This is a genomic window from Blastococcus sp. SYSU DS0539 (assembly GCF_054050855.1).
In genome coordinates this window covers 408570-422204 of record NZ_JBJHAF010000002.1, presented here as the reverse complement: position 1 = coordinate 422204, position 13635 = coordinate 408570, and the positions used below count along the sequence as shown (strand labels likewise).

The following is a 13635-nucleotide window of genomic DNA, read 5'->3' as shown; positions in this document are numbered from 1 at the left end:
GCCCCCTCCCACGTGGGTGGGAGGGGGCGCCGCCGGTACCGCAGGGTCAGCCGGCGATGTCCGCCGCGAACTCGCCCTCGAAGGCGTCCTCGAGGACGGTGGCGCCGCCGGGCACGTCGGCCGGCTGGAGGATGAAGCTCTCCAGGCTGGGCGACTGGCCCACCTCGAAGCCGCGGATCGGGACGACGAGACCGCCGGTGTCGACCTCCTCCAGCTCCTGGAAGGCGGTCAGGACGCCCTCACGGGTTAGGTCGCCGTTCTCGCAGGCGGCGTCGAGCACCTGCTTCATCATCTCGCTCATACCGAACCCGACGACGACGCCCAGGCTCGGGACGGCGTCGGGGTAGGCCTCCTGGTACTGCTGGAGCAGCTCCGGGTGGGCGTCGAAGGACGACACCGGCGAGGCCACGTACAGGTGGGTCTTCAGCCACTCGGCGGCCGGGCCCTCGAGCAGGCCGGGCGCGAAGACCGGGTTGCTGCCCAGGATCGGCACGTCCAGCCCCTGCGCCGCGGCGACGGTCGCGACCGAGGCTGTCTGCCCCGGGGCCACGGTCAGCGCGATGAGGTCGACGCCGGCCGAGTTGAACTGGGTGATCTGGGCGCTCATGTCCTGGTCCGTCGCCTTGATCTGCGCCTCGATCACCTCGAGGCCCTTGGCCTCGGCGACCGCCCGGGTGCCCTCGACCCCGTTGGCGCCGTACTCGCCCTCGAAGTAGATGTGGCCGACGGTGTCGCCCTCCTGGAGGAGCCCCTCCCGGAACAGGTAGTCGTAGCCGTTGGCGATCTCGACGTCGTAGGTGGCGCCCACGACACCCGTGCCCGGGATCTCGGTCAGCGTCTTCGACCAGGCGGAGGGGAAGTTGACGATCTGGTCGGACTCGTACTCCGGTGCCAGCGCGGTGTTGATCGGCGACCCGATCGTCTGCTGCATGGCCAGGATGCTGTCCTGCATCCCGCTGTACAGCGCGACACCCTGCTGCGGGACGTACCCGGTGTCCTGGATGTCGAGGGTGACGTCGTACGTGTCGCAGACCTGGTTGTTCTGCCAGAACAGGCTGTTGGCGTTGGTGATGTCGTTGCCGAGCGCGGCGAAGACACCGGTCAGGTCGGTGAGCACGCCGAGGTTGATCGTCTCGCCCTCGACCCCGACGTCGGTGGCGACGTCGCCGGCGGCCGCTGCCCCGCCGCCCCCCGACGACTCCGGCGCCTTGGTGCTGCAGCCGGTGGCGGCAAGGACGAAGCTGGCGGCCAGCATCGTGGCGCCGGTCGAACGCTTGCTGAGTCTCACGTGGTGCTCCCTTGGGCTGGTGGGTGGGACGGAGTGGGCTCGCTGGAACTGCTGGGTGTGTCGGGGGGGCGCTGGGTGAGGCGTCCCCCCGGTCGGCGGCGGAACCGGCCGAAGATGCGGTTGGCGATGCCGGCGAGGCCGGCGGGCTCGAAGAGGATCACCAGGACGATGGCGGCGCCGAACAGGAACCGGGCCGCCTCGCCGGCCGCCAGCCCTTCGCCCCGGCCCACGAAGGGGATCAGGTCGGCGTACCGCTGGAAGACCAGCGGCAGCGCGCTCACGAAGATCGCCCCCAGCACCGCACCGTTCACCGAGCCGAGCCCGCCCAGGACGATCATGGCGAGGTACAGGATGGAGAGCTCGAGGCCGAAGGACTCCGGCGCGATGCTGCCGATGGACAGGGCGTACATGACCCCGGCCAGCCCGGCGTACATGGAGCTGACCAGGAAGATCCTGGCCTTGTAGCCCTGCACGTTGACGCCCATCACCGACGCCGCGACCTCGCTGTCCCGCTGCGTCTGCAGGGCCCGGCCCGGGCGGCTGCGCAGCAGGTTGCGGGCGAACAGGTAGGCGGCCAGCGCCAGGACGAGCCCGAGGTACCAGAGCCGTTCCGCCTCCCGGAACGGCACGCCCAGGACGTACAGCTCGGGATCCCGGTTGCCGAAGGTGAACCCGAAGAGGGAGAAGCTCGGCGCCGCCCGCCCGTTGAAGCCGCCGGTGACCTCGGTCCAGCTGTTGAGCACGTGGATGCCGATGAAGACCAGCGCCAGCGATGCCACGCCGAGGTAGATCCCCCGCAGCCGGGCCGCCAGCGGGCTGAAGATCAGCCCCGCCAGGCCGGCCAGGAGGACGCCCACGATCATGCCGATGATCGGCGGCAGGCCCAGACCGCCGAGCTCGGCGACGCCGAGCCCGCCCGGCTCGCCGGAGACGTACACGTAGCTGACCGCCCCCACGGCGAGGAAGAAGGCGTGGGCGAGGGAGAGCTGGCCGCTGGTGCCCACGAGCAGGTTCAGGCCGATCGCGCCGACGATCGCGCCGAAGGCGGCGAACCCCGTGCGCAGCCAGAACTCCTCCACGTAGAGCGGCAGCGCCAGCAGGACCACCAGGAACGCGACCAGCAGCAGCGGCCGCAGCAGCGACCGCAACCGGGACCCGCCACCACCGGCCGACTCCGCATCGACGCCCGACCGGTGCGCCCCCTGGGCCGCCGTCATCGTCGACTCAGACACGGGTCAGCTCCTTGGTCCCGAACAGGCCGGAGGGCCGGAACATGAGCACCGCGATCATCACGATGAAGGGCACGACGGCGCTGAAGCCGCGGCCGAGGAAGAGCAGCTGGTCCTGGTACCCGGCCGCCATCGCCTCGGCGATGCCGATGAGGAGCCCGCCCACGAGCGCGCCCCCCGTCGAGTCGAGACCGCCGAGGATCGCCGCCGGGAAGGCCCGCAGCGCGACGGCGTAGGCCGTCGGGCTGACACCCGGGGTGGGCGAACCGACGAGGAACAACGCCGCGACGGCGGCCAGCACGCCGGCGACCACCCAGGCCAGCGCGGAGACCCGCCCCTGCCGGATGCCCATCAGCGCGGCCGTCTCGCCGTCCTCCGCCGACGCCCGCATCGCGATGCCCCAGCTGGAGTACTTGAAGGCCGCGAAGAACAGGGCGATGAGGACCGCCGCGACGAGGAAGGCGATCAGCCGGTTCTGGCTGAGCCCGATGCTCCCGACCCGGAACGACTCCCCGCCCCACGGGTGCGGCACGTTCAGGATGTCCGAGCCGATCCGCCGGATCAGCTCGGTGAGCAGGATGATGTCGACGCCGATGGTGACGATGGCCAGGCTGATCACCGCCGCACCGCGGAGCCGGTTGATGATCAGGCGCTCGATGACGAACGCCGCGACCGCCGTGATCAGGATGCCCACCAGGACGGCCGGCAGGAACCCGATCGAGTCCGACAGCCGCGCGATGGAGTAGGCGCCCAGCAGCAGCAGCGAGCCGTGCGTGAAGCTCACGACCTCGCTGGACTTGAAGATGATCACGAAGCCGAGGGCGATGAGGGCGTAGAGGGCTCCGAGGGAGATCCCGTTCAGGAGCAGGGAGAGGAACTGCGTCACGAGGTCGCCCCAGGTGTGTCGGAGGGGTGGTGGTGAGCGGCGGCTTCGGAGGGGTTCTCCTCGTCACCGGAACCGAGGTAGGCGCGGATCACCTCGGGGTCGGCCTGCACCTCGGCGGGGGTGCCGTCGGCGATCCGGCGACCGAAGTCCAGGACGGTGACTCGGTCGGCCAGCGACATGACCATCCCCATGTCGTGCTCGACGAGGACGACGGAGATCCCGAGCGCCGAACGGATCTCGAGGATGGCGTCGGCCATCCGGTCGGTCTCCTCGGCGTTCATGCCGGCCACCGGCTCGTCGAGCAGGAGCAGCCGCGGCTCGGTGCACAGCGCCCGAGCCACCTCCACCCGCTTCTGGTCGCCGTAGGAGAGGACGCCGACGGGCGTGTGCAGCTTGTCCCCGAGCTCGAGGAAGTCGGCGATCTCGGCCACGCGCGCGCCGTGGATCTTCCCCTCCCGCGTCGCCCGGGGAAGCCGCAGGCCGGCGGCGAGGAAGCCCGCCTTGGTCAGGTGGTGGCGGCCCAGCATCAGGTTCTCGGCCACCGACTGGGTGCCGGAGAGGGCGATGTTCTGGAACGCCCGCGCCACCCCGATGCCGGCGATCTTGTACGGCCGCATCTGATCCAACCGGTGCTCACCGAAGCGCACCTGGCCCTCGGCGGCCTTGTAGACACCGGAGAGGACGTTGAACATCGTCGACTTGCCCGCGCCGTTGGGCCCGATGATCGCGTGGATCGAGCCGGGCACGACCGTGAAGGACACCTCCGACAGCGCGTTGATCGCCCCGAACCGGACGCTCACGTTGTCGACCTCGACCGGTGGGATGTCCGACCGGACCTCCGACCCGGCGGCGTGCGGGGCGCTCATGCCGTCCACCGGGACAGCTTCTTGCCCGACGCCGTGCGCACCCGCTTCTCGCCGGTGTCGCCGCCGTCGTGACCGAGGTACAGCCGCTGCACCTCGTCGGTCTGCGCCAGCTGCCGCGCATCGCCGGAGAGGGACACCTCACCGACGTCGAGCACGTAGGCCAGGTCGGCCACGCCGAGCGCCATGGTCGCGTTCTGCTCGACGAGCAAGACCGAGGTCCCCTGCCGGTTGATCTCGGCGATGACCTCGCCGATCTGCCCGATGATGCGCGGCGCCAGCCCGAGCGAGGGCTCGTCGAGCAGGAGCAGCTTGGGGCTGGCCATCAGCGCCCGGCCGATGGCGAGCATCTGCTGCTCACCACCGGACAGCAGCGCGCCGCGCTGCGAGCTGCGCTCCTTGAGCACGGGGAACATGTCGTAGACGCGGTCCTGGGCCTTCGCCTTGGCCGTCTTGTCCTTGTTGCCCATCCCGCCGGCGCGGAGGTTCTCCTCCACCGTGAGGCGGCCGAAGATGCGCCGCCCCTCCGGCACCTGCACGAGGCCGAGCCGGACGGCCTGGGCCGCGTCCCGGCCGACGAGATCGGTTCCGTCGAAGTGCACGGTCCCGGCCTCCACCTTGCCGCGGTGGAGCCGGAGCGTGCCGGAGATGGTGCGCAGCAGCGTCGTCTTCCCGGCGCCGTTGCTGCCCAGGACGGCGACGACCTTGCCGTCGGGAACCTCCATGGTCACCCCGCGCACGGCCTGGACGGCACCGCCGTAGGTCACGTGGAGGGAGTCGATGTTCAGCACGGGCGGCTCTCCCGCCCGGCGCGGGACGCCGCCGCGGGTGCGGGCCCGGACCGGGGCGCGGGGACTGTCGTCCGGGGAACGAGGGGCCTGCGACTGACCGTCAGCACCCGCGGCCCCCCGCACGGGGGAAAAGTGATCTGGCGCACATGAGCCGGAACTCTAGGGGTAAGTCGTGCACAATCCGCAAGCCCAAACGGTCACGGATTGATCACGCGCAACGGCCCGCTGAGGTGCCGGAACCGGGGCTTTCAGGCCGGGAGGAGCTGGTCGATCTCCACGCGGATGCGGTCGAGCGCGGCGACGGCCCGCCGCCGGGCCTGCTCGGGGGTCTCGCCGATCGCGACGACGCACCCCAGGTGATCCCGGCTGCAGGTCGGCGGCGCGGCGTCGCTGCCCAGGTCGGCGACCACCTCCGCCGCGAGCACCCCCGCGATGCCCCCGGCCTCCCGGACGCCCGACACCGCCCGCACCCGCCCGGCGGTGTGCGAGGACAGGTGCATGAGCGCGCCGGCCCCCACGCGCGACGCCACCGGGCCCGGGGGCTCGCCGAGCAGCCGGGCGACGCCCAGGTCGGCGGTGTCCACGCCGCTCACCTGGTCGACGCACTCGCGGGCACCGGCGACGGCCGGCCGCGGGTGCAGCGCGGCGAACCGGGGGCCGCTCGGACCGACGACGAACTCCAGGTGGAACGGCCCGAAGTCGTACCCCAGGGCGGCCAGCCAGGCGCCGACGTGGTCGGCGGCGTCCGCGGGCGGCGGCCGCGTGGTGACCGTGAGGGCGAGCTCCGTGACGTACGGCGGCGGCGCCATGATCAGCTCGGACCAGGCGAGGACGACGGGGCCGCGCTCGTCGACGAACCCGTCCGCGGCGTAGCGCCGGCCCGGGACGTGCCGCTCCACGACCAGCCGGCGCCCGGACCGCCCGTCACGCCCGTGGCGGCCACCGGTCAGGTGCCGCTCGGCGAGCGCCCGCAGTTCGGCATCGCCGGCGACCAGACCCGCGCCGCAGCCGGCCCCGGCGTCCACCGGCTGGATGACGCACGGGTACCCGACCGGCGAGGTGACCGCCGCCCCGGCCGGGATCTCGGACCAGTCGACGTCGGTCGCGCCGGCCGCCGAAAGCGCGGTGCGCACGGCGGCCGCGTCGTGGGCCAGTGCCGCGGAGCCGGGGGTCGGCCCCCGGAGACCCAGCAGCCGGGCGACCGTGGCGGCCGGGCCGGCGAAGCCGTCGACGGCGCTGGTGACCGCCGCGATCTCCCCGCCCAGCGACCGCACCGCGGCGACGATCGCCGTGGGGTCCTCCGTGTCGCAGCGCAGCCACCGGTCCACCGGCCAGCCGGCGTCGCCCGCACCCCGCTCCGGGTCCCGCGTCAGCACCGCCGTCCGCAGCCCCCGCCGTCCGGCGCGGTCCAGTTGCGCCAGCCCGGGATCGTCCAGTCGCTCCCCGGCGCCGAACTCCGGCCGGGCGGCGCGGCGGGGCTCGTCCACCTCGACCGCGACGAACCACCGTTCGGCCAGCGGCACGGCCGTGTCGTCTGCGCGGTGCGGCCTGGGCATGGTGCAATGTTTCCCGTCGATCGGTGATCGGACGCGCACCATACCGGCCGGTCGGTATGCAGGGAACGGGTACCGACCGGTCCGCGCGAACGACCGCCGCGGAGGCCGGGGAAGGTCGCCGGCCGGCGGCTGGTTGGTGCCGGTGTGACCGGTACGCCCCTCCCCCGCGACGTCGACGTGGTCGTCATCGGCGCGGGACAGGCCGGCCTGTCCACCGCGTGGGCCCTGGCCCGGCAGGGGTTCGAGCGCGGCACCGGCTTCGTGGTGCTCGACGGGGAGCCGGCTCCCGGCGGGGCGTGGCGGCACCGCTGGCCCTCGCTCACCCTCGGCACCACCCACCGGGTGCACGACCTGCCCGGCCTGCCCTTTCCGCGCTCGGACGTCGCCGCGCCGGCCGTGGCGACGGTGCCGGCCTACTTCGCCGAGTACGAGCGCCGGTTCGACCTGCCCGTCGTGCGCCCGGTGACGGTGGCCGCCGTGCGGCGCACCGCGGACGGCCGCTTCGCCGTCGAGACCGACCGCGGGAGCTGGACCGCGCGCGCGATCGTGAACGCCACCGGCACCTGGACCCGCCCGTTCGTCCCGCGCTACCCGGGCCAGGAGCTGTTCCGCGGCCGCCAACTGCACACCGTCGACTACCGGTCCGCCGAGGAGTTCCGCGGGCAGCACGTCGTCGTCGTGGGCGGCGGCGCCTCCGCCACCCAGCTGCTCGCCGAGATCTCCCGCGTCACCTCCACGACCTGGGTCACCCGCCGCCCGCCCGTCTTCCGGGAGGGCCCGTTCGACGAGGACGTCGGCCGCGAGGTCGTCGCGAAGGTCGAGCAGGCGGTGCGCGAGGGACGACGCCCCGGCAGCGTCGTCGGGGTGACCGGGCTGCTGGTCTCCACCCCGTACGTGCGCGACGGCCTGGACCGGGGGGTCCTCGAGCGGCTGCCGATGTTCGACCGCATCACCGCCGACGGCGTGGTCTGGAGCGCCGCGGACGGGCAGGAGGGCCGGTTCCAGCCCGCCGAGGTGATCCTGTGGGCCACCGGCTTCCGCGCGGCAGTCGGCCACCTCGCCCCGCTGCGGCTGCGCGGACCCGGCGAGGGCTTCCGGATGGAGGGCACGCAGGTCGCCGGGGAGCCCCGGCTGCACCTGGTCGGCTACGGCCCCTCGGCCAGCACGATCGGTGCCAACCGGGCCGGCCAGGCGGCCGCCCGGGCGCTGCGTCGCGAGCTGCGGCCGGGAACTTCTCTGCCCCGCAGCGCCTGACGTCCTCGGGGACGGTTCAGGGTCGGGTCAGGGCGCTCCCCGATGTCGCCGGGGACCCGGTGCCGCCAGGGTTGCCGCATGACCTTCCCACCGCTCCCGGGAGCTCCGCGATGATCGAGGCGCGGGAGCTCACCAAGAAATACGGCGACCGCACCGCCGTCGACGCCGTCTCGTTCGCCGTCCACCCCGGCCGGGTCACCGGCTTCCTCGGCCCCAACGGCGCCGGCAAGTCGACGACGATGCGCATGCTCCTCGGCCTGGACCGGCCGACCGCCGGCCGCGTCACCGTCCACGGCCGCAGCTACGCCGACTTCCCCGCGCCGCTGCGGCAGGTCGGGGCGCTGCTGGAGGCCCGGGCGGTGCACCCGGGCCGCTCCGCCCGCGACCACCTGCGCTGGATGGCCGCGAGCAACGGGCTGCCGGTGCGCCGCGTCGACGAGGTGCTCGACCTGGTCGGGCTCACCGACGTCGCCGGACAGCGGGTGGGCCGCTTCTCCCTCGGCATGGGCCAGCGCCTCGGCATCGCCGTCGCCCTGCTGGGCGATCCGCCGGTCGTCGTCCTCGACGAGCCGGTCAACGGCCTGGACCCCGAGGGCATCCGCTGGGTCCGCACGCTGACCCGGGAGCTCGCCGCCGAGGGCCGCACCGTCTTCCTCTCCAGCCACCTGATGAGCGAGATGGCGCTTACCGCCGACCACCTGGTGGTCATCGGCCGCGGTCGCGTGCTGGCCGACTGCTCGATGCCCGACTTCATCGCCGAGCACGCGGCCTCCTACGTGCGGGTGCGCAGTCCCCAGCGGGCCGAGGTGGCCGAGGTGCTGCGCCGCGACGGGCTCGGGGTCGGCACGGTCGACGACGAGCTGCGCGTGCAGGGCCGCGAGGCGGCCGGCATCGGGGAGCTGGTCGGCCGGGAGGGGCTGCTCCTCCACGAGCTGACCCTCGTCCGCTCCTCGCTCGAGGACGCCTTCATGACCCTCACCGCCGCCAGCGTCGAGTACGCCGCGCGCGAGCGGATCCCGACCGGAGCAGCCCGATGACCGACACCGTCGCCCTCGACCCGCACAGCAACGTGCCCGGCGTCCGCCGGCCCGGCTTCAGGGACACCCGGCATGCGGAGTGGCTCAAGTTCTGGTCGGTCCGCTCCACCACCTGGTCGATCGTGGCCCTGGTCGTGCTGGGCGTGGGGCTCACCGTGCTGGTGTGCGCGGTGAGCGCCCGGGAGCTCGCCGACGGCAGCGCAGGCGAGGCCCCCGGCGCGTTCGTCACCTGGGGCATGACCGTCGCCCAGATCACCGCGATCGTCCTCGGTGCGCTCGTCGTCACCGGCGAGTACGGCACCGGCATGATCCGCGCGACCCTCACCGCCACCCCGCACCGCGGCCGGGTGCTCGCGGCGAAGGCCGTCGTCCTCACCGCGACCCTCTTCGTCGTCGGCACGGTCACCGCGGTGCTCGGCTACCTGGGTGGGAACTGGTTCCTGGAGCGGGAGGGCATCGGCCTGGCGCTCACCGACGACGGCGTGCGCCGCTCGCTGCTGGGCAGCGGCCTCTACCTGGCCGGGATCGGGCTGTTCGCCGCCGCGGTCGGCCTGCTCGTCCGGCACACGGCGGCCGCGCTGTCCATCGTGCTCGCGCTGCTGCTGGTGGTCGGCAACATGGTGGTGCTGCTGCCCGGCGCCTGGGGCGAGTGGGCCACGAAGCTGATGCCGGGCAACGCGGGCTCGGTGGTCGCCACCCCGGTGTCGTTCAACCCGAACCTGCTCGAGCCGTGGACCGGCTTCGCGGTCTTCTGCGCCGAGGTCGCCGCCGTCCTCGCCGTCGGCTACCTGGTGCTGCGCCGCCGCGACGCGTGAGTCGTCCACACCCCGCCGTGCCCCGGTCCCCGCGGACGGGGCACAGTGGTGCGGTGACCACGCCCGACCCGGCCGCCGAGGGCCGCCGCCGCGCCGACGAACTGCTCACCGCGCTGACCGCGTCCGACGACGCCGCCGCCGATCGGCTGCTCGGCGGGCTGACGGAGATCCGCGACCTGGTGTTCGTGGGCGCGGGGCTGACCGCCATCGCCCGGGCCGAGGGGCGCGCGCTGCCCACCGCGCAGCGGGCGCAGGCCAGCAGCCGGCAGCTGAAGCTCGGCCAGCTGCGCGACGCGAACCGGGACGACCCGGAGGGGCTGCGGACCTGGTTGCGGCGGTCCGGCGAGGAGATCCTCTTCATCCGGTCGCTGCACGCCGCCCGCCCCCGCTGACCCGGGTCAGCCCCGGACCACCGCGGGCCGGGCGGCGACCCGGGCGAGCGGCAGCACGGCGCCGAGGACGACGGCGCTCAGCACCAGCGTCCAGGGCAGGCCGACGGCACCGAAGGCGAAGCCGAGCAGCAGGGCCCCCGCCCCCGTGCCGGCGTCGAAGGAGGCGTTCCACAACGCGCTGGCCGTCGTCGTCCCCTGCTCGCCGGCCCGGGCGAACGCCCGCAGCAGGGTCAGGTTCTGCGCGCCCCCGAACCCGGCGCCGAAGAGGGTGGCGCCCACGAGCACCCACGCCGGGCCCCACCACAGGCCCACCCCGGCGACCGCCAGCCCCGCCGCGCCGACCAGCAGCGACAGCGGCAGCAGCAGCCGCGCTCCGAGCCGGTCGGCGAGCAGGCCGATCCGCCACCGGGTGACCGCGCCGGCCAGCCCCCACAGCAGCAGGGCCACGGTGGCCACCTGCCCGTCGGGGCGCTCGATGGGGAGGAACGTGAGGAACCCGCCGCCGGCCGTCGTCACCACGAGCAGCACCAGCGACGGCGCCAGGGCGGCGCGCACGGCGGCCCGCGCGTTGCCCGCCGGGCCGCGCTCCTCGCGGGTGTCCACCGACCGCAGCAGCAGCGGCAGGAAGAACAGGCCCAGCACCGGCGACGCCGCCAGCCACGACAGCCAGCCGACGTGCCCGGCCAGCACGAGGGCGACCCCGGCCGGCACCGCCGCCATGTTGGGCAGCGCGATCGCCAACCCGTACAGCCCGATCGACTCGCCGCGCCGCTCCAGCGGTGCCACCCGCGCGGACAGGGTGGCGCCGAGGACCGTGATCACCGCGAACCCGGTGCCCCGCACCGCGGACAGCGCGGCGATCCAGACCACGCCGTCGTCGAGCGCGTAGAAGGGCGCCGGCACCCCGAGGGCCAGCAGCCCGGCGGCGAACACCGGGCCGATGCCGAACCGCGCCGTCAGGCCGGGGATCAGGCCCTGCGCGGCGATGGTGACCCCGAGAAAGACGGCCGTGACCACCCCGGCGGTGCTCTCCGGGGCGCCGCCGGCGACGGCGTAGGTCGGCAGGGACGCCAGGGTGAGGAAGTAGCTGACGAACCCCAGGGCCGTGACGCCGACCAGTGCCTGGACCCCACGGGACCGCCAGAGGGGGCCCTGCACGTCCACCGCTCCCCCGCCCACGTCACTCCGCCCTCGTCGTCGTCTCCCGGTGCCCGTCGAGCATGACCGGCGGGGCACGCCGGGCCGCGCTCGGGTAGGCAGGAGCCGTGCCGCTGCTGACCGTGGGCCACGGCCCCGAGGACCGCTCCCGGCTGGGCGCCCGCCTCACCGCGGCGGGGGTGGACCTCGTCGTCGACGTGCGCCGCTTCCCCGGCAGCCGGACCAACCCCGACGTCCGGCGGGAGGCGCTCGAGCAGTGGCTCCCCACCGCCGGCATCGGCTACCGGTGGGAGGAACGGCTGGGCGGCCGGCGGCGGCTGCCCCCCGAGGAGCCGGTCGCCGACGGCTGGTGGACGGTCGCCCAGTTCGCCGCCTACGCCGCCCACACGCGCACGCCGGAGTTCGCCGCCGCGCTGGACGAGGTGCTCGCCGAGGCGACCGGCGCGACGGTGGCGGTGATGTGCAGCGAGAGCGTCTGGTGGCGCTGCCACCGCCGGCTGGTCGCCGACGTCGCCGTGCTGGCCCGGGACACCCCCGTCGCGCACCTGATGCCCGACGGTCGCCTCGGCCCCCACCGGCCCGCCGCGGGCGCCGTGCTCGCCGACGACGGCCTGGTCCACTGGCCGGCGTCCGCACCCGCCTGAACGCCGTCCTCCCGCACCGCCGCGCGTCCTCCCCCGCCGCCCACCGTGCGGGAGGACACGCCAGGATCAGGTCACCTGATCGTGGCCCGGGGTCAGGCCATGTGCGGGTAGCGGTGGTCGGTCGCGGGCGCGAACGTCTCCTTGATCGACCGGCTGCTGGTCCAGCGCAGCAGGTTCTGCGCGGCGCCGGCCTTGTCGTTGGTGCCCGAGGCCCGCCCGCCGCCGAAGGGCTGCTGGCCGACGACGGCGCCGGTGGGCTTGTCGTTGACGTAGAAGTTGCCCGCCGCCTGCCGCAGGAACCGCTGCGCGTGCGCGATCGCCACCCGGTCCTGCGCGATGACCGCGCCGGTGAGCGCGTACGGCGCCGCGGACTCCATCTGCGCCAGCACCGCGTCGTAGTCGGCGTCGTCGTAGACGTGCACCGCCAGCACCGGGCCGAAGTACTCGGTGGTGAACACCTCGTGGCCGGGGTCGGTGCCCTCGATGATCGTCGGCCGCACGAAGAAGCCCTCGCTGTCGTCGGCCGAGCCGCCGGCGACGATCGACAGCGCCGGGTCGTCGTCCACCCGGTCCAGGACGCCGGAGAGCTTCGAAAAGGACTTCCGGTCGATCACCGCGCCCATGAAGTTCGAGAGGTCGGTGACGTCGCCCATCTCCAGGGACTCCGTCGTCGCGACCAGGTCGTCCCTCAGCCGCGACCAGACCGACCGCGGGACGTAGGCGCGGGAGGCCGCCGAGCACTTCTGGCCCTGGTACTCGAAGGCGCCGCGGACCAGCGCGGTGCGCAGCACGTCGACGTCGGCCGACGGGTGGGCGACGACGAAGTCCTTGCCGCCGGTCTCCCCCACGATCCGCGGGTAGCCGCGGTAGTTCGCGATGTTCTCCCCGACCGTCCGCCACAGGTGCTGGAACACCGGCGTGGAGCCGGTGAAGTGGATGCCGGCGAGGTCGCGGTCGGCGAGCGCCACCTCGGAGACCGGGATCCCGTCGCCGGTCACGAGGTTGATGACGCCCGGCGGGAGCCCGGCCTCCTCGAGCAGCCGCATAAGGAAGTGCGCGGCGAACTGCTGGGTGGGCGCGGGCTTCCAGACGACGGTGTTGCCCATCAGCGCCGGCGCGGTGGGAAGGTTGCCCGCGATCGCGGTGAAGTTGAACGGCGTGATCGCGTAGACGAAGCCCTCGAGCGGCCGGTGGTCGGTGCGGTTCCAGACGCCGGGCGAGGACTCCGGCTGCTCGGCGAGGATCTGCCGCGCGAAGTGCACGTTGTAGCGCCAGAAGTCGATCAGCTCGCAGGCGCTGTCGATCTCGGCCTGCTGCGCGGTCTTGCTCTGGCCGAGCATCGTGGCCGCGTTGAGGGTCTGCCGCCACGGGCCGGCCAGCAGGTCGGCCGCGCGCAGGAAGACCGCCGCGCGGTCGTCGAAGGAGAGGTCCTGCCAGCCCGGCGCCGCCTCCTTGGCGCACCGGAGGGCGTCCTGGGCGTCGCCGTGCGTGGCGTGCGCCGCGGTGCCGAGGACGGCGGCGTGCCGGTGCGGCTGCACGACGTCGAACCGCTCGCCGGCGGCCATCCGCTGCCGGCCGCCGATCGTGCTGGTCAGCTCCACCGGCGCGGCGGCGAGCTCGGCCAGCCGGGCCTGGAGCTGGTCGCGCTCCGGGGTGCCCGGGGCGTAGGTGAGCACCGGCTCGTTGCGCGGAGCCGGGACACGGGTGACGGCGTCCATGGGG

General features: G+C 74.1%; 13 protein-coding genes. 5 read left to right on the top strand and 8 right to left on the bottom strand.

Features of this window, described 5'->3' with window-relative positions:
* Positions 1–46: 46 nt before the first annotated feature.
* The 6 genes from ACI790_RS04320 to ACI790_RS04295 form a co-directional block, all read right to left on the bottom strand.
* Positions 47–1288 (bottom strand): ABC transporter substrate-binding protein, encoded by a 1242-nt coding sequence (locus ACI790_RS04320; protein ID WP_456568549.1) that lies wholly within the window; start codon positions 1286–1288, stop codon positions 47–49.
* Positions 1285–2520, bottom strand: a complete 1236-nt coding sequence (locus ACI790_RS04315; RefSeq protein WP_456568548.1) for a branched-chain amino acid ABC transporter permease — start codon at positions 2518–2520, stop codon at positions 1285–1287. The genes ACI790_RS04320 and ACI790_RS04315 overlap by 4 nt, the downstream gene beginning before the upstream one ends.
* Entirely contained in the window at positions 2513–3403 is an 891-nt protein-coding gene (locus ACI790_RS04310) for a branched-chain amino acid ABC transporter permease (RefSeq protein WP_456568547.1), read from the bottom strand. Before ACI790_RS04310 ends, ACI790_RS04315 begins: the two co-directional genes overlap by 8 nt.
* Positions 3400–4269 carry an ABC transporter ATP-binding protein gene (locus tag ACI790_RS04305; protein WP_456568546.1) on the bottom strand — a complete coding sequence of 290 codons (870 nt, stop codon included), beginning with the start codon at positions 4267–4269 and terminating at the stop codon, positions 3400–3402. The genes ACI790_RS04310 and ACI790_RS04305 overlap by 4 nt, the downstream gene beginning before the upstream one ends.
* Positions 4266–5057, bottom strand: a complete 792-nt coding sequence (locus ACI790_RS04300; protein ID WP_456568545.1) for an ABC transporter ATP-binding protein — start codon at positions 5055–5057, stop codon at positions 4266–4268. The genes ACI790_RS04305 and ACI790_RS04300 overlap by 4 nt, the downstream gene beginning before the upstream one ends.
* Before the next feature lie 248 nt (positions 5058–5305).
* Positions 5306–6613 (bottom strand): ATP-grasp domain-containing protein, encoded by a 1308-nt coding sequence (locus tag ACI790_RS04295; protein WP_456568544.1) that lies wholly within the window; start codon positions 6611–6613, stop codon positions 5306–5308.
* 144 nt (positions 6614–6757) lie between these two features.
* Between ACI790_RS04295 and ACI790_RS04290 the strand changes: the two genes are divergently transcribed.
* The 4 genes from ACI790_RS04290 to ACI790_RS04275 all read left to right on the top strand — a co-directional run bounded on the left by ACI790_RS04290 (position 6758) and on the right by ACI790_RS04275 (position 10111).
* Positions 6758–7867: an NAD(P)-binding domain-containing protein gene (locus ACI790_RS04290; protein ID WP_456568543.1), complete on the top strand. Its 1110-nt coding sequence runs from the start codon at positions 6758–6760 to the stop codon at positions 7865–7867.
* Between the two features lie 110 nt (positions 7868–7977).
* On the top strand, positions 7978–8904 hold the full coding sequence (locus ACI790_RS04285) for an ABC transporter ATP-binding protein (RefSeq protein WP_456568542.1): 927 nt from the start codon (positions 7978–7980) through the stop codon (positions 8902–8904).
* On the top strand, positions 8901–9719 hold the full coding sequence (locus tag ACI790_RS04280; RefSeq protein WP_456568541.1) for an ABC transporter permease subunit: 819 nt from the start codon (positions 8901–8903) through the stop codon (positions 9717–9719). Before ACI790_RS04285 ends, ACI790_RS04280 begins: the two co-directional genes overlap by 4 nt.
* A 53-nt stretch (positions 9720–9772) precedes the next feature.
* Complete coding sequence (locus ACI790_RS04275) at positions 9773–10111, top strand: hypothetical protein (protein WP_456568540.1); 339 nt, start codon at positions 9773–9775, stop codon at positions 10109–10111.
* A 6-nt stretch (positions 10112–10117) separates the two neighbouring features.
* Here the strand turns inward: ACI790_RS04275 and ACI790_RS04270 are convergent, their stop codons facing one another.
* Positions 10118–11269: an MFS transporter gene (locus tag ACI790_RS04270; protein WP_456568539.1), complete on the bottom strand. Its 1152-nt coding sequence runs from the start codon at positions 11267–11269 to the stop codon at positions 10118–10120.
* A 107-nt stretch (positions 11270–11376) separates the two neighbouring features.
* On the opposite strand from ACI790_RS04270, the gene ACI790_RS04265 reads away from it, so the two are divergent.
* On the top strand, positions 11377–11913 hold the full coding sequence (locus ACI790_RS04265) for a DUF488 domain-containing protein (RefSeq protein WP_456568538.1): 537 nt from the start codon (positions 11377–11379) through the stop codon (positions 11911–11913).
* Between the two features lie 92 nt (positions 11914–12005).
* On the opposite strand, the gene pruA is transcribed toward ACI790_RS04265, so the two are convergent.
* Positions 12006–13631, bottom strand: a complete 1626-nt coding sequence (gene pruA, locus ACI790_RS04260; protein ID WP_456568537.1) for an L-glutamate gamma-semialdehyde dehydrogenase — start codon at positions 13629–13631, stop codon at positions 12006–12008.
* Positions 13632–13635 lie beyond the last annotated feature (4 nt).